A 22,783-nucleotide genomic window follows, 5' to 3' on the forward strand; every position below is an offset into this window, starting at 1 on the left:
TTTTTAATTAAAAGGATGCGTTTAATCCGAAAGTAATGGTTCTTGGGTTTGGGAATCCAGCCCAGTCAATTCCCCTGGTGGGAACTCCTGAACCTAGGTCACCGGTAGCCACTGTGATCTCGGGATCGAGACCAGAGTAATCCGTGATCAGGAACAGGTTCTGCCCGGTCAAGGACAACCTTAGGGTTTTGAAAAGACCGTCACCTGAAAGAGGCACGTTGTACCCAAGGGTTGCGTTCTGCATCCTTATAAAATCACCTTTTTCAAGGAATCTTGTGGATACGTCTGCTGAGGCCCCTCCGTTTTCGCCACTGGCGATGACATCCTGGGTAACATTACGTGCGTTGTTGATAGCTCCTCCAGTAAAGAAACCATTCCTTGTATTGTTGTATACATAGAATCCGAACTGGCCGGAGAAATAAGCTGATGCATCCCAGTTACCACTTCTGAAGTTCAAAGATAAACCAGAGGTAATATCTGGCAAGGCGTCTTCACCTACGAAGGTCTGATCTGCGATGGGATCTCCGACACCATTTCCATCAACGTCCTGATAGATCGGGAATCCATTGCTATCGAAGCCTTCGAAAATGGCCATGTAATAAGAGAACAATGACCTTCCGGCTTCAAAACGCTGTGCAAAGGCTCCGGAAAGACCTTGTCCGTTGATCTCACCTGTGTTGATCGCACTGGCAAAATCCTGTACCTCGTTCTCGTTGTAAGCAATGTTGAAAGAAGCTGAGAACGTGGTGTTTTGAGACTGAATAAAGTCGTAAGCAATGGCGAACTCAATACCCTGGTTCAGGATAGAGGCATCTACGTTACCGAACTGGAACGGATCCACAGCCGGTGCGGCAGGAGGAGTACGCAGCAATACGTCATTAGTTTCGTTTCGGTATACGTCAATGCTACCGGAGAGGCGGTCAGAGTTGAAACCGAAGTCCAAACCTACGTTAAGGTTCAGGGTCTCTTCCCATTTCAAATCCGGTACATCAGTGGCAACGATGTTCAGACCGCTGGGGTTGACCTGGTAGTTACCTTGAACACCCAAACCTCCAAAACGCTGACGTGCAACAAAGTTACCATATCCCAGACCTTCCTGGTTACCTACCAGACCACCGCTTAAACGCAGCTTCATAGTAGAGACGTTGTCTCCCAGGAATCCTTCCTCATTGAGTTTCCAGGCAAATGCACCTGAGGGGAAGTATCCATATTGGTTTTCAGGACCAAAACGGGAAGAACCATCCGCCCTCATGGTAGCGGTGAAGAGGTATTTATTATTCAGGCTGTAGTTAACCCTGGCAAAGAAAGACTGTAATTCGTCTGTGTTGTCAAAGGTATCAGCAGTCATTCCACGTACGAGCCTGTTAAATGCAAACCCGATCTCCTCTCCGGCAACGACAACAGGCTGCAGCCTGTTTACGATAAGGCCGGTTGTATTTGAGCCGTAGTAATATTGCTGATAAGCACCGTCAATTGTGCTTGCTGCTCCATTTACAGTTTCCCTGAGATCTGCCCCCATCTGATTGAGTTCGGTAGTTCCGAAGCCCCTTCCCTGGGCATTCCTTCCATTGACATTAAAATCCTGGAAAGAATAACCTACCAGAGCATCGATGTTGGAATTACCAAAATCCTTTCGGAAATTCAGCGTAGCTTCCAACAGGTGGTTTTCCCTGTTCAGGGTATTGTAGGTACCAAAGCCCTGGCCTGAAATATCCGTAAAACTCAAAAGGTCACCGGAAAGAACAGAGGTGTTTTCTCCTTCAGACTTGTCGTAACCCACGTTGATCTTACCGGTCAGCTCGGGTGTGAATTTATAGTCGATGGAACCATTTAAAAGAACCCTGTTAGTATTTGTCTGGTTTTGTGTATTGGCCAGGTAATTAGCTGGTTTGATCTGCGTTCCTCCATCATTGAAAGTGGAAGAAGCAGGCCAGGTCGGATTGGCCGAATAGCTTGCACCCAGTATATCGCCACGGAAACCGGCACCACCACTTAAGGGTGCAGTTTCGTCATTCACCCTGGAAAGAGTGGTTTGCAGTCCCAGCGTCAACTTGTCATCCAGAAAGCGGTGCGTCAAGTTAAGCCTACCGGTAATACGTTCCAGGCTGGTCTTTTCTACCACACCAAATTGCTTTTGGTACCCGAAGGTAGCTCGTATATTCCCTTTTCCATAGTTGTTGGAATAGGAAACGTTCTGGTTTTGGGAAGCAACGGTCCTGGTGATAAAATCCTGCCAGTTAGTATTAGCTCCAAAATCTACAGCTGAGGGGTTGCCTCCGTATTGTGCAACACCGGCCAGGAATTCTTCCCTATTGAGAAGGTCATAGCTGTTTGCAGGTGTGGCAACACTTAAAGAAGATGCAAATTCCAACCTTCCACCGGTACTACCTTTTCCACTCTTGGTGGTAATGATCACAACCCCGTTAGCACCCCTAGAACCGTAAATGGCAGTCGCAGAGGCATCCTTGAGGATAGAGATACTTTCAATATCGGATGGGTTTAAGAAGTTCAACGGGTTTCTCGTCGCGCTACCGCCATTACCGGTATCTCCTCCGGGAGCGGTATTTCCTCCGGCAAGAGGCACACCGTCTACAACGAATAACGGGTTATTATCACCACGTACGGAATTGGAACCCCGGATATTCACCTGTATACCAGCACCCGGCTCACCACTAGTTTGCTGGATGTTTACCCCGGCTGTCTTACCCTGGATCAGTTGCTCTGGAGATGAAATCACCCCTCCGTTGAAGTCCTCAGAGGTGACAGCTGTCACAGCTCCGGTTGCATCTTTAACGGTGGTAGTACCATAACCAATGATCACCACCTCATCCAATGCCTGGGCGTCCTCCTCGAGGACCACATTAATTGTGGAGCGGCCGTTGACGGCTATCTCCTGTGTCTTGTACCCGATGTAGCTGAAGACAAGAACGGCATCACTGCCAACATTGCTCAAGCTGTAATTACCATCGAAGTCTGTTTGCGTACCATTTGTAGTCCCCTGAACTACAACACTGGCCCCTGGAAGAGGTCCATTGGCATCAGAAACAGTACCTGATACGTCTTGCGCCTTAACCAATCCGAAGCTCAAGATCGCTCCAACCAGCATAAGACCTTTTAGTAGTGTAATCTTCATAAAGAGTTAATTTTAAGTTTAGTTAATTTAATTCAAGCGTTAAACATATGTAAAAAAAGTGTTAATATTCGAAAACACGGGCCGTAGCCGCTTACGAAAACGGTTTCGTGTTAATAACTTTTTAAAACATGGTAATTTAATAATTTAAGTATCCATGTTTCGATTATACTCTATTTATGGGGTGTTTTAATTATCGAATTCGAAACAAATATAATAATTTTTCAATGCGAGCTTCGAAAATTATTGATTTTGACGCAGCTTCGCCAGTCTGAAAAGTGTTAAAAAAACGGTTTTTTTAACACCGCTTTATGTACCTTTATTTTGAAGTCTAATTGACAGAAATTCCCATTGAAGCGCAAAATCACCTTAAAGCACATTGCCAGAGAGCTGGATGTTTCTATATCTACCGTTTCAAAAGCACTCAAGAACAGTGAGGAAATAGGGCAGGATACTAAGGAGAAGATACAGGCTTTTGCAAGGCTTTACAATTACCGGCCGAACAATATCGCCATAAGCCTGAAGAACAAGAAGACCAAGAATATCGGGGTGATTATCCCGGATATTGTTCACCATTTCTTTACTACAGTATTCAGGGGGATCGAGCAGTACGCAAATGCCAAAGGCTACAATGTCATTGTTTGCGTCTCTGATGAATCCTTTGACAAGGAGGTGATCAATATGGAAATGCTCGCCAATGGAAGTATCGACGGATTTATCATGGCCCTGGCAGGGGAGACTCAGCTAAAGAATGATTACAACCACCTGAAGGAAGTGACTGAACAGGGCATTCCTTTGGTCTTGTTCGACAGGGTTACGGACGAGATCCATTGCGACAAGGTGATCATCAACGATGAAGAAGCCGCATACCTGGCCGTAAAAAAGCTCATTGCATCCGGCCGCAAAAAGATCGCCCTCGTCACGACCGAGGGCTATCTGAATGTCAGTGCGAAAAGGACAGAAGGATATTACAGGGCACTTAGGGAGCATGGCCTGGAGGTTAAACCCGACCTGGTCCTTGAGTTGCCTTACCAGAAAGAAGACGACAAAAAGAGCGAGGCCTTCTTTAAAAACAGGTCGATGGATGCCGTACTTTGTGTAAACGAGATCTTTGCAGTAAAGTCAATGGGAATCGTGCAAAGGTTGGGAAAACGAGTTCCGGAAGATATCGCTTTTGTCGGATTTACAGACGGGATCCTTTCCCGCCTTTCGACCCCCACGTTGACCTCAGTAGACCAGCATGGGGAACTCATGGGCGAGACCGCTGCCAGGATGCTTATTGAAAAGATCGAAAATGATCATGATCAGGAGGAGGAAGAGAGCTATGAGACCCAGATCATACGTGCCACCCTGGTAGAACGCGAATCTACCCTGGGTCAGGTTTGATGGTGCTGATCCACTCTTCATTACATGATAACCTCTTCACCTGCCATCGTGTACCTGTTTTTAGTTTTTGAATCAAAGGCATCTCTTCCAGAATAGAGACATCTTTGTATATTGGCGGGAAATTTATTCGGGCTGCCGTACTTTCTACCGGGATAACGGATATACATATAAATAAAAGGTGTTCTTAAATGCATGACAAAGGATTTATATTCGACCTTGACGGAGTAATCGTCGATACCGCCAAATACCATTACCTGGCCTGGAAACACCTTGCAGATGAATTGGGAATACCTTTCACCGAGGAACAGAATGAACAATTCAAAGGGGTAAGCCGAAAGAGATGCCTGGAGATCCTCCTGGAATGGGGAAACATGAAAGTGCCGCAGGAGCAATTCGATACCTGGCTGGCAGAGAAAAATGAGGACTATCTCGTTTACATAGACAAGATGACGGAAGATGAGGTACTGACGGATGTTCCCAAGGTGCTCAATTTCCTGAGAGAGCACAAGGTTCCCATGGGATTGGGATCAGCGAGCAAAAATGCCCGGCCCATATTGAAAAAAGTGGGACTTATTCCTTATTTTAACACCATTGTAGACGGTACGCAGGTCAGCAAGGCTAAACCCGACCCAGAGGTTTTTTTGATCGCTGCCAGGGAACTGAAGCTCCCACCGGAGAATTGTATCGTCTTTGAAGATGCCATTGCGGGGATCGAAGCTGCCAATATCGCTGGTATGACCAGTGTGGGTATTGGAGATAAAGATGTGCTATCTGATGCCAGATATGTTTTTAAGGACTTTACCGAGATCGATCTCGACTTTATCAAAAAACTAGCAGAACTATAATATATGAATCAGGATTATATCGTACCAGACAACTGGTCAATCATAGAAGAAGGATTTGACAGGGAAAATGTGAAATCCTCGGAGAGTATTTTCAGCCTTGGGAACGGAGCCATGGGACAACGGGCAAATTTTGAAGAACATTACTCGGGCCCGACATTTCAGGGAAGCTATATAGGCGGGGTCTACTATCCCGACAAGACCAAGGTAGGCTGGTGGAAAAACGGCTATCCGGAATATTTTGCCAAAGTGATCAACGCTCCCAGTTGGATCGGTATCCAAGTAATGGTAGACGGAGAGGCACTCGACCTTAATACGTGTTCCCGTGTGGATCAATTCCGAAGGGAACTGAATATGAAAGAGGGTTGGTACAAGCGCAGTTTTACAGCCACTCTGAAGAACAAAAAGACCATTGAGGTAAAGGTCACCCGTTTCCTGAGCATGGATCTGGATGAGGTAGGAGCAATCCGGTATGAGGTCACTCCGGTAGGAGACGATCTTACGATCACTTTTTCGCCCTATCTGGACAGTGGGATCACCAATGAAGACAGCAACTGGGACGACAAGTTCTGGAATACTACAAAGGTTTCCTCTGAGGGGAACCAGGCCTTTATTGAGGCGCATACCATGAAGACCCATTTTGAGACATGTACCTTTATGGAATGTCAGCTGGAATACCAGGGCAAGACCCAGAGTAAACCCATGGGGACAGAAGAAAAGGAACTTTGGGTAGGCCATACGTATGAGCAAAAGGTAGATAAGGGCTCCACAGTCACCTTCTATAAGTTTGGAGGATACACCGTTTCCCGCAATCACAAGAACGGCGATCTGGTCGGGGCTGCAAAAAAAGTACTTGACAAGGCGAGACAAAAAGGGTTCGACGGGCTTCTGGAGGCACAGAAAAAATCCTGGGCCGGAATATGGGAGATGAGCGATATTACTATCGGGGGTGATATCAAGGCCCAACAGGGAATCCGATTCAACATCTTCCAGTTGAACCAGACCTATACAGGGAAAGACTCCAGGCTTAATATCGGCCCCAAAGGATTTACGGGTGAGAAATACGGGGGGAGTACCTACTGGGACACAGAAGCCTATTGTATCCCTTTCTACATGGCGACCAAGGACCATCACGTAGCCAGGAACCTGCTTAAATACAGGTACAACCATTTGGAAAAGGCCATTGAGAACGCCAAGAAACTCGGCTTCAATAACGGGGCAGCACTTTATCCCATGGTAACGATGAACGGGGAGGAGTGCCACAATGAGTGGGAGATCACCTTTGAAGAAATTCACCGAAACGGGGCAATCGCCTTTGCGATCTACAATTACTATCGTTATACGGGCGATTATTCCTATATCCCTGAAATGGGACTGGAAGTCCTGATCGGGATCGCCAGATTCTGGCATCAGCGTGCTACCTTCTCAAAACAGAAGAACAAATACGTGATCCTAGGGGTTACCGGGCCTAATGAATACGAAAACAACGTCAGCAATAACTGGTATACCAACTATATTGCCCGTTGGTGTATCCAATACACCCTGGAGCAACTCGAGAAAGTCAAGACCGGCTACAAGGAAGACTATGACCGGATCACCGGGTATACCAAGCTGAAAAAGGCGGAAATGGAGGAGTGGAAAAAAGTGGCTGATAATATGTACTTCCCCTTTTCCGAGGAATTGGGTATCTATCTCCAGCAGGACGGCTTCCTCGACAAGGAGCTGGTGACCGTGGCAGATCTACCCAAGTCTCAAAGGCCCATCAACCAGAAATGGAGTTGGGACAGGATCCTCAGGTCGCCATACATCAAACAGGCTGATGTCCTGCAGGGTTTCTATTTCTTTGAGGATCACTTTTCTATAGAGGATCTCGAGAAGCATTTTGATTTTTATGAACCTTTTACCGTTCACGAATCTTCTCTTTCGCCTTGTGTGCACAGTATACAGGCCGCGAAACTGGATCGCATGCAGCAGGCGTATCAGTTTTACCTGCGTACTTCCCGACTAGACCTGGACGATTACAACAAAGAGGTGGAAGAAGGACTCCACATCACTTCCATGGCCGGTACCTGGATGAGTATCGTGGAAGGATTCGGAGGTATGAGAATTCGAAACGATAAATTGTCTTTCCGACCAAGGATCCCGGAAGAGTGGGAGTCTTATTCCTTTAAGATCAATTTCAGGAACAGGATACTCAAGGTTCTAATCGATAAGAACGGGGCCCATTTTGAGCTGGAGGGCGACCATGAGATGTCGATCCGCCTCAACGGGGAGCGCCTCGTGTTAAAGCCAGTTTCCAAAACGGCTGCAAAATAAATGTGTACTCAGGGGTCTGCTTGGCGCAAGGGTTATTGGCCTCTGCCCCTGTGTCTTTTTATTTCATTATCCATCTTCCTGATGACTATTAATGTGGCACATGCCCAGATAGAACGTGTTGAACCTCCAAACTGGTGGGTGGGGTTTAAGGATAACTCCCTGCAGTTGATGGTTAAAGGTGAAGGGATAGGAGCCTATTCCGCAGCCGTAAGGGGAGATGGGATCACGCTTGAGGCGAGCCACGGTGCAGACAGCCCCAATTATATCTTTCTCGACCTGTCGATTTCCCGAGATGCATCTCCCGGTGAGATTCACCTGGTTTTCTCAAAAGCCGGAAAACCAGATATCACTTTTTCATATCCCATCAAAGAAAGAATATTCAAACCGGAGGAATACGTCGGATTCTCAAGTGAGGATGCTATCTATCTAATCACGCCCGATCGCTTCGCCAATGGGGATACTTCTAATGATATCGACCCTTCCCTGCAGGAGAAGAAGATCAACCGTAAGGACGATTACGCCCGTCATGGGGGTGATATCCGGGGGATGATAGACCACCTGGATTATATTGCCGACCTCGGTTTTACGGCCATTTGGCCCAGTCCACTTTTGATCAACGACATGCCGAGGGAATCATACCACGGTTATGCCATAACGGACTACTACAGAGTAGACCCCAGGTTTGGCACTTTGGACGAATATAAAGAGCTGGTCAGCAAGGCCAGGGCAATGGGGATCAAGGTGATCATGGACCAGGTGAACAACCACTGCGGCTTGGCCCACTGGTGGATGAAAGATCTGCCTTTTACGGATTGGATCCATTATCAGGAAGGTTTTGAAGAGGGAAAAGATATTACGGTGACCAACCACAGGCGCACGGTGAACCAGGATATGTACGCTTCAGACCACGACAGGGAACTCATGGACAATGGCTGGTTCGTGCCCTCCATGCCCGATCTGAACCAGGATAATCCATTCCTGGCGAAATACCTGATACAGAACAGCCTGTGGTGGATAGAAACCCTTGGCCTTGGAGGGATCAGGCAGGATACCTATCCCTACCCGGAAAAACACTTTATGGCGAGATGGGCCGAGAGGATCATGACAGAATACCCTTCATTTTCTATTGTGGGAGAGGAGTGGAGTTATAATCCCCTGGTGGTAGGCTACTGGCAGAGGGGTGCCCAAAACCGTGATGGTTATGAATCACACCTGCGGTGTACCATGGATTTCCCACTGCAACAAACACTGGTCGATGCCCTTAAGGAAGAAGAGGACTGGAATACCGGCCTTATTAAATTGTACGAAGGACTGGCCAATGATTTCCATTACGCCTCCCCTGAGGACATGATGCTCTTCGGCGATAACCACGATATGGACCGCCTTTTTACGCAGCTCAAAGAGGATGAGGTTCTGACCAGAATGGCCCTGGCCTTTATCATGGTAGCGCCGCGAATTCCACAGGTGTACTACGGCACGGAGATCCTGATGGAGAATTCTGACAAACCCGGTGACCACGGCCTGATCAGAACGGACTTTCCCGGAGGCTGGCAGAATGACCGGATAAATGCCTTTACGGGGAAAGGGCTGGATCTCAAAAAAAAGCATATGCAGGAATTCGTCAGGAAGCTGGCGCATTTCAGGAAAGGACAGAAGGCTATCCACCACGGCGGGACCAAACACTTTAGCCCGGAAAACGGGGTGTACGTGTTGTTTCGGTATTTGGAAGACAAGATGGTCATGCTGATTCTCAACAAGAATGACAAGCCTATCACCCTGCCCCTGGGGAGATTCGCTGAAATGAACATCAGCGGGAAGCAGTTCACAGACGTCTTCAAAGACAGGAATTTTGAGCTTGGAAGGGAATTAGTCCTGGAAGAAAAAGGGGTTCTGCTGTTAACTAATTAGAGATTGATGAAAAAGTGTGGGTCCTTAATTATCATTGTCATCTTGCTGCTGTTGAGTTGCATGGGAGGGCATGAAAAGGACACAAAAAGTAATGATAGAAACCAAATGAAGAGACAAGGAAAGATCGTGATCTATCAGGTATTCACCAGGTTGTTCGGGAATACTGAGACGAACAACAAACCCTGGGGGACCCTTCAGGAAAATGGTGTCGGGAAATTTGCCGACTTTACTCCCGCTGCCTTAAAGGAGATCAGGGACCTGGGGATCACCCATATATGGTACACCGGGGTTCCTCACCATGCCCTTGTCACAGACTATACCGCCTATGGGATCACAAATGACGACCCGGATGTGATCAAGGGAAGGGCTGGTTCGCCCTACGCGGTCAAGGATTATTACAACGTGAACCCCGATCTGGCTGTGGATCCTGCAAACAGGCTGGAGGAGTTCAGGCAGTTGATCGACCGAACCCATAAAGCAGGGATGAAGGTGATCATCGATATTGTGCCCAATCACGTGGCACGGCATTACGAAGGTTCTTCCACTCCTGAGGGGAAGGAGCCTTTCGGTGCCTCGGATGATACTACTGTGGAATATGCCAGGGACAACAATTTTTACTACATCCCCGGGACACCTTTTCAGGTACCCGAATGGAGGGATGGATATCAGCCCCTGGGAGGAGACCCGCATCCACTGGTTGACCATTTCTTTGATGAGAATCCGGCCAAATGGACGGGGAATGGATCCCGCCTGGCCCAACCGGATTTCAATGACTGGTATGAGACCGTAAAGATCAATTATGGGGTCAGGCCGGATGGCACCTATGATTTCGAAAGATTGCCCGAAGATGCAGGTTCCAAAACACATGAACAACACTTCGAATTCTGGAAAGACAAAACGGTTCCCGATTCGTGGATCAAATTCAGGCACATCGCCCTGTACTGGTTGGATCTCGGGGTGGATGGTTTTCGATTTGATATGGCCGAGATGGTCCCAGTGGAATTCTGGAGTTACCTCAATTCCCATATCAAGGAGAAAAACAGGGAAGCGCTGTTACTGGCCGAGGTGTACAACCCTTCCCTTTACCGTGATTACATTTTCAAGGGTAAAATGGATTACCTCTATGACAAGGTGGAGTTGTACGACAGCCTGAAGCATATCATGCAGGGTCACGGCTGGACGGACCATATCCCGGTGGTGCAAAAGGGCCTTATGGATATAGAGCACCATATGCTGCATTTCCTGGAAAACCATGATGAGCAGCGGATCGCCAGCCCGGAATTTGCCGGGGATGCCAGGAGGGGAATGCCGGCCATGGTGGTTTCCGCTACGCTCAGTACTTCCCCCACTATGGTCTATTTTGGGCAGGAAGTGGGCGAGCCCGGAGCCGAAAATGCAGGATTCGGAAGTCCATCCAGGACATCGATCTTCGATTATATAGGGGTGCCCCACCATCAGCGATGGGTGAATGAAAAGGCCTTTGACGGAGGTCAATTATCGGGGGAAGAAAAGGAGTTGCGGGATTTTTACAAACGCCTCCTCAACCTGACCATCAGCAGTGAGGCCCTGATGGGAGCTTACGAGGATATCCATTATTTCAACAGGGATCACACGCCAGGGTACGACTACAGAGTACATTCCTTTGTACGCTGGAAAGATGGTCAGCGGTGGCTGGTCCTGGTCAATTTTGACGCGGAGCGTTCTTATGATCTCGAGATGAAGATCCCGCCATCAGTGGTTAATGCATGGGAACTGAAAGAAGGAAATACCTATCAACTTTCAGACCGCCTCTATGAGAACACAGAGGTAGAACTGAAAATAGAAAAGGGACAGGGCCTTTTTAAGATCGGCCTTGCCCCTTTGCAATCCTATATTCTTGAACTGAGGGATTGAGTTGTCCTCTAGACTGAATTACGCATGTCCTTCTTTAGGTTGTGTCGACTTGTACATAATGCCGATCACGGCTCCTATGATCCCGTAGTAGACGATGTCGAGAACGGCTTCAACAAGATGGCCTGTCAAATCCATGAATTCTGAGGTGGCATACCAAAGCAGCCCCATTCCTAGGCCTACAAAGACACCGATCCAGATCCCGAACTGAAATCCGCCCCCAAAACTGTGATAGCCTCTGGCCCATTTGTCGTAAATGGTGCTCAGGGCGAAGGCGGCAATGAGGTTAGAGAGGACCAGAATCGGGAAATCCGGTTCTTCCTTCATCGCATCGGTTAGGGTGTGACCCTCAAAAAAATCCACTGTTGCCACGCCCCATATCAGGAAGCCCAGCACGAACATGGCCACGGCAGCTACTACGGTGGCCAGAAGATTTTGTTTTGTAAACATAGTTTTGTTTGTTAATGGGTTGTTGTAATCCCAAAGATATCAAATAATAAATACGATAAATGAAAATAATTATGATAAAAAACGATTAAAACTCAACTAATACCTTAAAATAATACGGACTACAATAATTAATTCTCATCAAAACATTTTTGCCTGCAAATTGTATTTTTGGGTAAAAGAAAGGGAATAGAAATGAAAAGAATATTAATACTGATAGTCCTTTGTATTCTATCGGCGTGTACAAATACAGAACAAAACATGATAGTCATTGGTCATAGGGGCGCCATGGGGCACGAAACGGAGAACACCCTGGCATCAATTCAGAAGGCACTCGACCTGGGTGTGGATATGATTGAGATCGATGTGTTCCGGGTAAAAAGCGGGGAGATCGTGGTGTTTCATGACGAAAGACTTGAAAGGCTCAGCAATGCGGGCGGACCTATTGAGGACTGGAATTACTTCGACCTAAAAAAGGTGGTCCTGAACGGGAACCACCAAATACCCATCCTGCAGGATGTCCTTAAGCTCATAGATCACCGAGTTGCGTTGAACATAGAACTCAAAGGTGCCAACACAGCTGAACGGGTGAACCACATCATTGCCTATTACATAAAAGCCAGGGGATGGAAACCGGAGGACTTCCTGATATCCAGTTTTAACTGGGAAGAGCTCAGAAAATTCAGGGCGATCAACCCTGATATCGCTATTGCCGTACTCACAGAAGGAGACCCTGAAGAGGCCCTTCCGGTAGCCCGTGAGCTGGGAGCCGTGGCCATCAATCCCTATTTTAAGAATCTCACAGCAGAAAACGTCAATTCACTCCAGGAAGCAGGGTTTAAAGTCTATACATGGACGGTCAATAACAAAGCAGACATTGATCTGATGCGGCAGTTTGGAGTAGACGGAGTCTTTACCAATTTTCCGGAAAGGGCTCACTGATGTATGATCTCATTGTCGTCGGAGGCGGTGCTGCCGGTTTTTTCGGGGCTATCCACGTCGCCGAGCAAAGACCTGATTTAAAGGTAGCCATCCTCGAACAGGGCAATAAGGTACTTTCCAAGGTCAGGATCTCCGGAGGAGGGCGCTGTAATGTCACCCATGCCGAATTCAATCCGGCTGAACTCGTAAAAGCCTATCCCAGGGGGGAAAAGGAATTGCGAGGACCTTTCCACGTCTTTCAGCCAAGTGATACCGTGGCATTTTTTGAAGCAAGAGGGGTGCCTCTGAAGGTTGAGGAGGATGGTAGGATGTTCCCTGAGAGCGACTCTTCCCAATCCATCATCGATTGTTTTATGGACAGTGTCAATACCCTGGGCATTCACTTGATCAAAAACGCTTTGGTAGTTGAGATCATCCCAGTGGAGAGTCCAGTTCACGGTAAGATTTGGGAGGTAAAAACCAAGTCGGATTCCTTCCACTGCAATCATCTCCTGCTTGCCACCGGGAGCAGTCAGAAGATGTGGAATCTACTAAAGGTACTGGGACACCGGATCATTGACCCCGTTCCTTCCCTCTTCACTTTTCATATAACAGATACAAGGATCGAAGGTATACAGGGGGTAAGTACAAATGCGAGGGTTGAATTGGTTTCCAGGGAACTGCCCGGCAAAAAATTGTCCGGAGCGATCAGAACTTCATCGAAGCGATCTGCAGGTCTGACATCCGAAGGCCCCTTGCTGATCACACATTGGGGGATGAGCGGCCCTGCCATCCTGAAACTTTCAGCATGGGGTGCCCGCATCCTCAACGAATACAATTATCGCTTCCGGATCAGGGTGAACTGGACACCCGATTATCACCAGGAGGGAATGTATGCCTTTCTGGTCGAGGTAAAGGAGGTGGAAGCCAGGAGAACGGTCTTCCGGACCTGTCCTTTGGAGATTCCGAAACGCCTTTGGAGAAAGCTGGTGCTGGCAGCGGGGATCACCCCTGATCAGAAATGGGCTGAAGTACAAAAAAAACAATTACAGCAGCTCGCAGCACAGCTGACCTCTACAGAATTCCTGGTAGAGGGGAAGAGTCCGTTTAAAGAAGAATTCGTAACCGCAGGAGGATTAGATCTCAGGGAGATCAACTTTAAAACCTTTGAAAGTAAACTCCATGAACGTCTGTATTTTGCCGGAGAGATCCTGAATATAGATGCTATAACGGGAGGGTACAATTTCCAGAATGCCTGGACAGGTGCCTATCTGGCTGCCAGGGCGATCACAGGCTCAGAAAATTGAGAGCCTACTAGAGTAGGAGGTAAAGTGCTGCGGCTATGATCCCTCCCAGAACTGGACCCAATACAGGCACCCAGGAATATGCCCAGTCTGAGCTGCCCTTATCCTTTATCGGAAGGATTGCATGGACGATCCTGGGCCCCAGATCACGCGCCGGGTTGATTGCATAACCCGTGGTGCCCCCCAGGCTGAGGCCAATACCCCAAACCAGCAAGGATACCGGCAAGGCACCCAGAGAGCCCAATCCGATCACCTCTTCGGTGGCGAGCAAGGACGCATCCGTGAAGAAAAGCACGGTAAAAACAAGGACAAAAGTTCCGAGGACCTCACTGAAAAAGTTAGACGGGTAATTGCGCAGGGCCGGGATGGTGGAGAATACACCCAGTTTTATGCCCTTGTCCTCGGTGATGTCAAAATGGTCTTTGTACATAATCCAGATCAGTGCGGCCCCGATCATGGCTCCGAGCAATTGAGCAAGCAGGTAAGAGGGAACGTCTGTCCACTCAAATAAGCCGGATACGGCCAGGCCGATAGTTACCGCCGGGTTGATATGGGCCCCGCTGTACGGTCCGGCGACCACAACGCCGACAAAGACAGCAAACGCCCATGCTGTGGTTATGACGAGCCAGCCGCTCCCCTCACCCTTTGTTCCCTTGAGGATCACATTGGCGACCACTCCACATCCAAGGGTGATCAGAAGGGCCGTTCCTATTAATTCTGCAACAAATGGTGTCATATCTGTGTTTCGTTTTCTTTGCTCCAATATTCAGTGGCCCCGATGGCCCGGTACCAACCTTTGATCCCTTCTTCTACAACAGTTCTGTCCTGAACCGGGTCGAACCGTCTTTCTGTTTCCCAGATCCCCCGGATCTCATCGAGGCCGGACCAATAACCGACCGCAAGTCCGGCGAGGAAAGCAGCCCCCATAACGGTGGTTTCCACGATCTTGGGCCTGACAACTACTGTATCCAGAACATCGGCTTGGAATTGCATCAGGAGATTGTTGACCGTCGCCCCACCATCTACGCGTAATTCCCTGATATCAATGCCGGCATCGGCCTCCATAGCCTTGAGCACATCCATGGTTTGGTAGGCGATCGACTCGATGGCTGCTCGGGCGATATGGGCATAGGTGCTGCCCCTGGTTAGCCCGAAAATACTCCCCTTGGCGTGCTGATTCCAGTGAGGCGCTCCCAGTCCGGCAAAGGCGGGAACAAAATACACCCCGTCCGAAGTGTCAACGGTGCAAGCCAACTGTTCCACTTCCCCGGAGGATTCAATAATGCGAAGGCTGTCACGAAGCCATTGGACTACTGCCCCGGCTATAAAAATACTCCCTTCCAGGATGTAATGAGTCTTGCCATCGATCTGCCATCCCACCGAAGTGAGCAGATTATTTTTTGAAATGATGGGTCTTTCTCCTATGTTCATCAACATGAAACAACCGGTTCCATAGGTGTTTTTAACCATTCCGGGTTGCGTACACATCTGCCCGAATAAGGCAGCCTGCTGGTCACCTGCGATCCCTGCGATCGGGATCTCCTTTCCCAGCCAACTGGAAGTCGACTTCCCATATACCTCACTGGAAGCTTTTACTTCGGGAAGCATTGATTTCGGGATATTCAGAAGGGCCAGCAACTCATCATCCCACTCAAGATTATTTATGTTGAAGAAGAGGGTGCGGGAGGCATTGGTCACGTCGGTTATGTGAAGGGCACCTTCGGTCAGTTTCCAGATCAACCATGAATCTATGGTCCCCAAAAGGAGGTCTCCCGATTCAGCTTTTTCTCTCGCTCCATCGACATTGTCGAGGATCCATTTTGCCTTGGTCCCCGAAAAATAGGCGTCAATGACGAGTCCGGTCTTCTCCCTGATCAAAGGCGAGAGACCGTCTTTTTTGAGCTGATCACAATACCGGGCCGTCCTCTTGTCTTGCCATACTATAGCGTTGTATATGGGCTTGCCTGTATTCCTATCCCATATCACGACGGTTTCCCGTTGATTGGTGATCCCTATCCCGGCGATGTCCTCAGGCGAGATCTTTTTGGAAGCGACAGCCTCTTTCATCATCTCGGCCTGGGTCTCCCAGATCTCCAGGGCATCGTGTTCTACCCATCCTGATTTAGGAAAGTACTGCTTGAATTCTTTCTGGGCTGAAGAGACTATACTTCCGTTTTTGTCGAAGATCAATGCCCTGCAACTGGTGGTACCCTGGTCTAAGGCCAAGATGTATTTTTCCATGGTCCTGCGTTTGAAGAGGTTCCCTTACATATTGGTGTCTAAATGTAATGGAATTATTTCTTTTTCCACGATAGGGTGTTGAGGACATGGAAGACGAGAAGGCTTTGAGAAGGAAGTCTGAGAATTTAGTTGAGGATCCAGATATTAAAATTGAGGACCATAGCAAAACATACCCAGAGGAGGTATGGGAGGAGCAGATAAGCCGCCGGCTTGCTGACGATCTTGAACCATTTGATGGTGGCCAGGATAAGGATGATCAGGATGAGGATGACCAATAGAGCCCAGAAGGGTTCCCTAAGCCCAAAAAACACTATACTCCACATGGCGTTGAAGAGCAGCTGAAATCCAAAGTAATACAGGGCAGTTTTTACCCAAATATGGTAGAATCCCTTAGCCCACACCAGGCCGGCAGCAATACCCATGGTGATGTAGAGGAAGGTCCACACCGGAGCAAAGATCCAATTCGGGGGGTTGAAGCCCGGTTTGTTGAGGCCTGCGTACCAGGTATCAACAGAACTCTGGGTGGCGAATCCCGAAAGAAAACCAATGAGAAGGCAGACGATCACGGCAAAACTGATATAGGTCGCTTTTTTCTTCATAGAATTCTCAACAGAGTGTCCTAAAATAGGAATTTATTTTAATTGGCCTCAGGCCGATACGCCCTAAGGACTATCTTTGCAAGAAACATTGGAGTCCATGCATGAAAAGGATTTTATCCCTGCTGAAATCGAGGTAATGACAGACCGGGGGAGCGCATCATGGAGGGCGCCCAGCAATATAGCCCTTGTGAAATACTGGGGGAAATACGAAGGGCAGATCCCGGCCAACCCTTCTCTTAGCTTTACTCTTTCCGCTTCCCATACCACTACTACCACCCATTTTAGAAAGCAATCCGGCACGGCAAGTTTCCCGACCTTCGACCTGCTCTTCGAGGGTAAAGTAAAGGCCGACTTTAATCCTAAGGTCAGGTCTTTCTTTGAACGTATTATTCCCTATTCACCCTGGTTGAAGGATTTCCACCTGGAGATTAACACGGAGAACAGTTTCCCGCACAGCAGCGGAATAGCTTCTTCGGCCAGCAGTATGGCAGCCCTCTCCCTTTGCGTTCTCGAGATGGAACGCCTACTGTATCCTTCCATGACGGACGATGTTTTTCTCAGAAAGGCCTCCTTCTTAGCACGACTGGGTTCCGGCAGTGCGTGCAGGAGTGTTGAAGGGCCTCTTGTTAGCTGGGGGCAGCATGAAAAGATTTCCGCCGGATCCGACCTGTTCGGGACCGTCTACCGGGGCTCTGTCCATGAAGTTTTCAGGGATTACCGGGACACAATCCTTCTGGTGCACAAAGGGCAGAAAACGGTAAGTAGCACCGCAGGGCACTCCCTTATGAAGGACCACCACTATGCCAAACAGCGTTTTTCACAAGCCCATTCCAACCTTAGTCTCCTCCTGGATGTCCTTGAGAATGGTGATCTGGAAGGGTTTGCAAGGATCGTTGAGAGCGAGGCATTGAGTCTTCACGCCATGATGATGACCAGTATACCCTATTACCTCCTTATGAAACCCAATACCCTCGCGATCATCGAGAAAATATGGGAATTCCGCAAGGAAACAGAAGAATCCCTATGCTTCACCCTTGACGCGGGAGCGAATGTTCACCTCCTCTATCCGGCAAACAGGGAGGATAAAGTTTTGCAATTTATTAAGAATGAGCTTGTTGCGTATTGCCAAAAGGGGCAGTATATTTGCGACCAGTCAGGGCAGGGAGCAAAAAAATTAGAGTCCGCTGTTTGATATCAGCAAATTAGGACTACCTTTAACTGGCGGAAACGCAGTGTATTATGAAGGGACCACTTTTTTATTCCAAAATCCTTTTATTCGGGGAATACGGTATCATAAAGGACTCAAAAGGCCTTTCTATTCCTTACAACTTCTTCAAAGGGGCCCTGAAAACAGAGCATCCCCTTTCCGATGTTGCCAAAAGATCTAACGAAAGCCTCAGAAAATTTGCTGATCATCTGGAACAGATACAAAAGGAAGACCCTTCCTTGGTTCAATTTGAGATCGAGAAACTGAAAAAAGATCTCGAAGAGGGGATGTATTTTGACAGCTCTATTCCCCAGGGATATGGGATAGGTAGCAGCGGCGCCCTGGTCGCAGCCATTTACGACAAATACGCCAAGGATAAGATCACCGTACTGGAAAACCTCACCAGGGATAAATTACTTCATCTCAAGGCTATCTTCGGGAAAATGGAATCCTTTTTTCACGGGAAATCTTCAGGGCTCGACCCCCTGAACAGTTACTTGAGCCTGCCTATCCTGATCAACTCTCAGGACAATATTGAGTCTACCAGCATCCCCTCACAGAATATCAACGGGAAAGGTGCCGTCTTTCTCTTAGACAGTGGGATGACCGGGGAAACAGCACCTATGGTTCAGATCTTTATGGAGAAGATGAAGAACGAGGGCTTCAGGACTGTACTCAAGGATCAGTTCATCAGGCACACGGATGCCTGTGTGGAGGATTTTCTCTCGGGCAATATCAAATCCCTTTTTGGAAATCTGAAACAATTATCTCACGTTGTGCTCGATCATTTCAAGCCGATGATACCCCAGCAGTTCCACGAGCTATGGAAGAAGGGGATCGATACCAATGACTATTATCTCAAACTCTGTGGTTCAGGAGGTGGCGGGTATATCCTGGGATTTACAGAGGATATTGAAAAGGCAAGAAAAACCCTGAAGGGACACAAACTGGAAGTGGTTTACAACTTCTAAACCCCACTTTATGCTAAGCAGAAAAAACAGGCTCCTGCTTTTAAAGCTGTTGAGTCTGTTTTCCATTGTCAGGGGATATAACGTCCTGGTCATTGTCATTGCACAATACCTGGCTGCCATTTACATTATGGCTCCCGATCTGCCACTCCGCAGCGTGGTATTCGACCTTAGCCTTTTTGTGATCGTCCTGGCATCTGCCCTGGTGATCGCTGCCGGTTATATCATCAACAGTTTTTACGACTCCGAGAAAGACCTGATCAACAAACCGCGTAAGACCATGCTCGACCGGCTGGTGAGTCAGCGCACGAAGCTAAGTACCTACTTTGTACTGAACTTCCTATCGGTGGTTTTTGCCAGTTACGTATCTTTTCGGGCGGTCCTCTTCTTTGGGGCTTACATATTTGGTATCTGGCTGTATTCCCACAAACTAAAAAGGCTCCCGTTTATCGGAAACCTCGTTTCTGCCACCCTGGCTATTACACCTTTCTTTGCTGTATTTGTCTACTACCGGAATTTTGAGGCGGTCATCTTTGTTCATGCCCTTTTCCTTTTCCTGCTTATCCTGTCACGGGAGATGATCAAGGACATGGAGAACCTTGCCGGAGACCTCGCCCTGGATTACAAGACCATTCCAGTGCTTTTTGGAACCCGATACTCCAAGATCATCATAACCTTCCTCGTCCTGCTGGCCCTGTTGCCGGCCTTCCTGCTGATAGAGACCTTTGATGTAGGATATATGTACCTCTATTTTATCCTGGCCATGGGATTGCTGATCGCATTCCTGATTCTTATGTGGAAATCGAGCTCCAAGAAACATTACGTATGGCTTCACAACATCCTTAAATTCATCATAGTTTCAGGGGTGTTCAGTATTCTCCTTATCAATGTGGACCTGGTCCTGAACCGAATCCTGTGATCCCCGCGCTTTGAGACAGGCGGCATTTTGCTATTTTTGATAAAAAATACACCATGAGCAGGTTTGATAATAGTGGAGGAGGCAAATTCTCAGGCAGGGGAGACGGTAATTTCAGGCGCAAGAGCTATGCAAGGGGCAATGCCCCCATCAAGAAGAAAAGGGAAAACGTTCAGCCTCCGGATCCGAATCTGATCAGGTTAAACAAGTACATCGCTAACTCAGGTGTCTGTTCCCGAAGGGAGGCAGATACCTATATCACTGCAGGGAACATCACCGTCAACGGGAAGACTATCACCGAGATGGGACACAAGGTAAAGCTCACGGATGAGGTGCGTTTTGACGGCCGTCTCCTGAGTCCGGAGAAAAAGGAATACGTCCTGCTCAACAAACCCAAAAATTTTATCACCACCACCAGGGATGAAAAAGGGAGGAGGACCGTTATGGAACTCATCTCAAATGCCTCCAAATCGAGGTTGGTCCCTGTGGGCAGGTTAGACCGAAACACAACCGGGCTCTTGCTGTTTACCAATGATGGCGATATGGCTAAGAAACTCACGCATCCGAGATATGGGGTAAGGAAGATCTACCATGTGGAGTTGAACCGCAACCTCACGGCAGCTGACTTCAAACGCATACAGGAAGGCCTCATGCTGGAGGATGGACTGATTCAGGTAGATGAGGTGAGCTACCTGCAAAATGCCCCGAAAAAAGAAGTGGGTATCGAGATCCACAGTGGTAGAAACCGCATAGTCAGGAGGATTTTTGAACACCTGGGGTACGATGTGATCAAACTGGACCGGGTGGTCTTTGCCAATCTCACCAAGAAGGATCTGCCACGCGGCCACTGGAGGCATCTTTCCAAGCAGGAGGTCATCAACCTTGGGATGCTGCAATAGGTGATTAATCGGAATGCCTGGCCTCCAGTATGCTTCCCACCGTGTTCCAGAACACAGCTCCCGCAGGATGTTTGTCCTTTTGTGCGGTATTCTCGTCCAGATATTCTCCTACCATTAGTTTTAAGTGCGTGATCTGGGCGTTTTCCCCGTAGAAATTCTCAAAGGCCATATCCCAGGAAGAAAAGACACGTTCTTCCCTCTCTTCGTAGCTGAGAAGTTCCACGTTTTTGTGTCGGGGATCGGTTTTTATCTTGTCGAATAATGTCAGAACCTTGTACTGATTTCCCTCCAGGTATTGGATAAACTCTCCCCGGTGATAGAGCAGGCAACCGGTGATTCCCAGGGAGCGATTATTTTCCTGTGCTTTTATGAGCATCTCCTGGATCTGGTCCAGGGTAAAATCCGGTTTTGCAACGGACTTATATACCAGGCTGAACATGGTCTGTTTTCTTTTTGGTCTTGGTTATCGGATTAAAGATAAAAGAAAAAAACAGCTGAACCGATATCACTTTGAAAATCGCTCCATCTTCTGGCGGATCTCCTCCAGGCAGAGATTGCCGATACTTCCGATATGGGTGTGGACCGCATCTTTCGAAGACTGGAAGGCACCCTTTTCCACTTGAAAAGCTATTTCTTTGTAAGCATCCCTGAATGGCATGCCATCCTTTACTAGCTCATTTAGGGCGTCTACCGTAAAAAGAAGGTCGTATTTGGGATCTTCGAGGATATCTTTCTTTACTTCGATCTTTCTGAGACTAAAAGTCAGGATGTCGAGACAGGCTTTTAATTCCTGCATGGCGGGTACCAGGCTGTTCTTGGTCAGCTGGAGGTCCCTGTGGTATCCGCTGGGCAGATTGGTCAGCAGCATAGACAACTCGTTGGGAAGAGCCTGTATGACATTGCATTTGGCGCGCACCAGTTCAAATACATCGGGATTCTTTTTGTGGGGCATGATGCTGCTCCCGGTGGTCAGGTCGTCCGGAAAGGAAATAAAATTGAAATTCTGGTTCATGTACAGGCAAATGTCCATTGACAGTTTGGCCAGAGTGGCACCTACCGAAGCCAGGGCCCTTGCGGTGGAAACTTCCACCTTACCCCTCCCCATCTGGGCGGCAACCACGTTGTACTTCAGGGTAGCAAAGCCGAGTTCTTTTGTGGTCATGGCCCGGTCTATTGGAAAGGAACTTCCGTATCCGGCGGCACTGCCCAGAGGATTTTGGTCGGCTATGGCAGATGCAGCCCTTAGCAGGATCATGTCATCGACAAGGCTCTCCGCGTAGGCAGAGAACCACAGCCCAAAGGAAGAGGGCATGGCCACCTGTAAATGGGTGTAGCCCGGAAGTAAGACCTTTTTATGGGTATCCGCCAGGTCCAGTAAGAGGTTGAACAGGTCGTGGACCTGTTGCATCACCGTTTTCAGTTCCTCTTTGATATACAATTGAATGGCCACCAGTACCTGGTCATTCCTCGATCGGGCCGTATGTATCTTTTTCCCGGTATCTCCCAGCTTTTGGATAAGCAGGTATTCGATCTTGGAATGCATGTCCTCAAATTCCTCCTCAATGGTAAAGGTTCCTTCTTCGATCGAAAGGGCAATGGCGTCCAGTTCAGCAAGAATGGCTTTGCTTTCTTCCTCGCTCAGCAAACCGATGGATGCCAACATACTGCAGTGAGCCTTGGAGGCCATGACATCGTATTTGGCCAGTAGGAGATCCAGTTCCCGATCATTGCCTACTGTAAACCTATCTATTTTCTCATCCGTTTTCAAACCTTTTTCCCATAGTTTCATAATTCGATGGTTTTTGAGGG

At 48.1% G+C, this 22,783-nt stretch carries 18 protein-coding genes; 11 read left to right on the forward strand and 7 right to left on the reverse strand.

Translation table 11 applies throughout. The features are described 5' to 3' along the window. Window positions 1-7: 7 nt before the first annotated feature. Window positions 8-3,133, reverse strand: coding sequence for a SusC/RagA family TonB-linked outer membrane protein (locus tag IEV19_RS09905; protein ID WP_188370489.1), 3,126 nt, complete (start codon window positions 3,131-3,133; stop codon window positions 8-10). 348 nt (window positions 3,134-3,481) lie between these two features. Between IEV19_RS09905 and IEV19_RS09910 the strand changes: the two genes are divergently transcribed. The 5 genes from IEV19_RS09910 to IEV19_RS09930 all read left to right on the forward strand — a co-directional run bounded on the left by IEV19_RS09910 (window position 3,482) and on the right by IEV19_RS09930 (window position 11,475). Further along, window positions 3,482-4,516 (forward strand): LacI family DNA-binding transcriptional regulator, encoded by a 1,035-nt coding sequence (locus IEV19_RS09910; RefSeq protein WP_188370490.1) that lies wholly within the window; start codon window positions 3,482-3,484, stop codon window positions 4,514-4,516. A 188-nt stretch (window positions 4,517-4,704) separates the two neighbouring features. Then, window positions 4,705-5,361 (forward strand): beta-phosphoglucomutase, encoded by a 657-nt coding sequence (pgmB, locus tag IEV19_RS09915; protein WP_188370491.1) that lies wholly within the window; start codon window positions 4,705-4,707, stop codon window positions 5,359-5,361. A gap of 3 nt (window positions 5,362-5,364) precedes the next feature. After that, on the forward strand, window positions 5,365-7,674 hold the full coding sequence (gene mdxK, locus IEV19_RS09920; protein ID WP_188370492.1) for a maltose phosphorylase MdxK: 2,310 nt from the start codon (window positions 5,365-5,367) through the stop codon (window positions 7,672-7,674). A gap of 81 nt (window positions 7,675-7,755) precedes the next feature. Further along, on the forward strand, window positions 7,756-9,582 hold the full coding sequence (locus tag IEV19_RS09925) for a glycoside hydrolase family 13 protein (RefSeq protein WP_229732534.1): 1,827 nt from the start codon (window positions 7,756-7,758) through the stop codon (window positions 9,580-9,582). A gap of 6 nt (window positions 9,583-9,588) precedes the next feature. Further along, complete coding sequence (locus IEV19_RS09930) at window positions 9,589-11,475, forward strand: alpha-amylase family protein (RefSeq protein ID WP_188370494.1); 1,887 nt, start codon at window positions 9,589-9,591, stop codon at window positions 11,473-11,475. A gap of 18 nt (window positions 11,476-11,493) precedes the next feature. Here IEV19_RS09930 and IEV19_RS09935 read toward each other — a convergent pair whose 3' ends face one another. Continuing rightward, window positions 11,494-11,922, reverse strand: coding sequence for a DUF4199 domain-containing protein (locus IEV19_RS09935; protein ID WP_188370495.1), 429 nt, complete (start codon window positions 11,920-11,922; stop codon window positions 11,494-11,496). Between the two features lie 258 nt (window positions 11,923-12,180). Between IEV19_RS09935 and IEV19_RS09940 the strand changes: the two genes are divergently transcribed. After that, window positions 12,181-12,861: a glycerophosphodiester phosphodiesterase gene (locus tag IEV19_RS09940; RefSeq protein WP_229732535.1), complete on the forward strand. Its 681-nt coding sequence runs from the start codon at window positions 12,181-12,183 to the stop codon at window positions 12,859-12,861. Next, a complete protein-coding gene (locus IEV19_RS09945; protein ID WP_188370497.1) occupies window positions 12,861-14,147 on the forward strand; it encodes a BaiN/RdsA family NAD(P)/FAD-dependent oxidoreductase in 1,287 nt (428 codons plus the stop codon). The genes IEV19_RS09940 and IEV19_RS09945 overlap by 1 nt, the downstream gene beginning before the upstream one ends. Window positions 14,148-14,154: 7 nt before the next feature. Here IEV19_RS09945 and IEV19_RS09950 read toward each other — a convergent pair whose 3' ends face one another. From IEV19_RS09950 to IEV19_RS09960, 3 genes are all read right to left on the reverse strand, one after another. Beyond that, on the reverse strand, window positions 14,155-14,880 hold the full coding sequence (locus tag IEV19_RS09950) for an MIP/aquaporin family protein (protein WP_188370498.1): 726 nt from the start codon (window positions 14,878-14,880) through the stop codon (window positions 14,155-14,157). Then, window positions 14,877-16,385 carry a glycerol kinase GlpK gene (glpK, locus tag IEV19_RS09955; RefSeq protein ID WP_188370499.1) on the reverse strand — a complete coding sequence of 503 codons (1,509 nt, stop codon included), beginning with the start codon at window positions 16,383-16,385 and terminating at the stop codon, window positions 14,877-14,879. Before glpK ends, IEV19_RS09950 begins: the two co-directional genes overlap by 4 nt. 125 nt (window positions 16,386-16,510) lie before the next feature. Beyond that, complete coding sequence (locus IEV19_RS09960) at window positions 16,511-16,984, reverse strand: TspO/MBR family protein (RefSeq protein ID WP_188370500.1); 474 nt, start codon at window positions 16,982-16,984, stop codon at window positions 16,511-16,513. A 97-nt stretch (window positions 16,985-17,081) separates the two neighbouring features. Between IEV19_RS09960 and IEV19_RS09965 the strand changes: the two genes are divergently transcribed. From IEV19_RS09965 to IEV19_RS09980, 4 genes are read left to right on the forward strand one after another with little or no spacing between them, the layout of a single operon-like run. Further along, the gene (locus IEV19_RS09965; RefSeq protein WP_188370501.1) at window positions 17,082-18,176 is read left to right on the forward strand and encodes a diphosphomevalonate decarboxylase; all 1,095 of its coding nucleotides are present in this window, start codon (window positions 17,082-17,084) and stop codon (window positions 18,174-18,176) included. 47 nt (window positions 18,177-18,223) lie between these two features. Next, window positions 18,224-19,162 carry a mevalonate kinase family protein gene (locus IEV19_RS09970; protein WP_188370502.1) on the forward strand — a complete coding sequence of 313 codons (939 nt, stop codon included), beginning with the start codon at window positions 18,224-18,226 and terminating at the stop codon, window positions 19,160-19,162. A 10-nt stretch (window positions 19,163-19,172) separates the two neighbouring features. Continuing rightward, window positions 19,173-20,078, forward strand: coding sequence for a geranylgeranylglycerol-phosphate geranylgeranyltransferase (locus tag IEV19_RS09975; protein WP_188370503.1), 906 nt, complete (start codon window positions 19,173-19,175; stop codon window positions 20,076-20,078). A 53-nt stretch (window positions 20,079-20,131) separates the two neighbouring features. After that, complete coding sequence (locus tag IEV19_RS09980; RefSeq protein WP_188370504.1) at window positions 20,132-20,974, forward strand: pseudouridine synthase; 843 nt, start codon at window positions 20,132-20,134, stop codon at window positions 20,972-20,974. 4 nt (window positions 20,975-20,978) lie between these two features. Here the strand turns inward: IEV19_RS09980 and IEV19_RS09985 are convergent, their stop codons facing one another. Together IEV19_RS09985 and argH are read right to left on the reverse strand one after the other, a co-directional pair. Next, on the reverse strand, window positions 20,979-21,413 hold the full coding sequence (locus IEV19_RS09985) for a BLUF domain-containing protein (protein ID WP_188370505.1): 435 nt from the start codon (window positions 21,411-21,413) through the stop codon (window positions 20,979-20,981). Between the two features lie 66 nt (window positions 21,414-21,479). Further along, window positions 21,480-22,763 (reverse strand): argininosuccinate lyase, encoded by a 1,284-nt coding sequence (gene argH / locus IEV19_RS09990; RefSeq protein WP_188370506.1) that lies wholly within the window; start codon window positions 22,761-22,763, stop codon window positions 21,480-21,482. Between the last annotated feature and the right edge of the window lie 20 nt (window positions 22,764-22,783).

This window comes from Muriicola marianensis (assembly GCF_014638095.1).
In the GTDB taxonomy this organism is placed as follows: Bacteria; Bacteroidota; Bacteroidia; order Flavobacteriales; family Flavobacteriaceae; genus Muriicola; species Muriicola marianensis.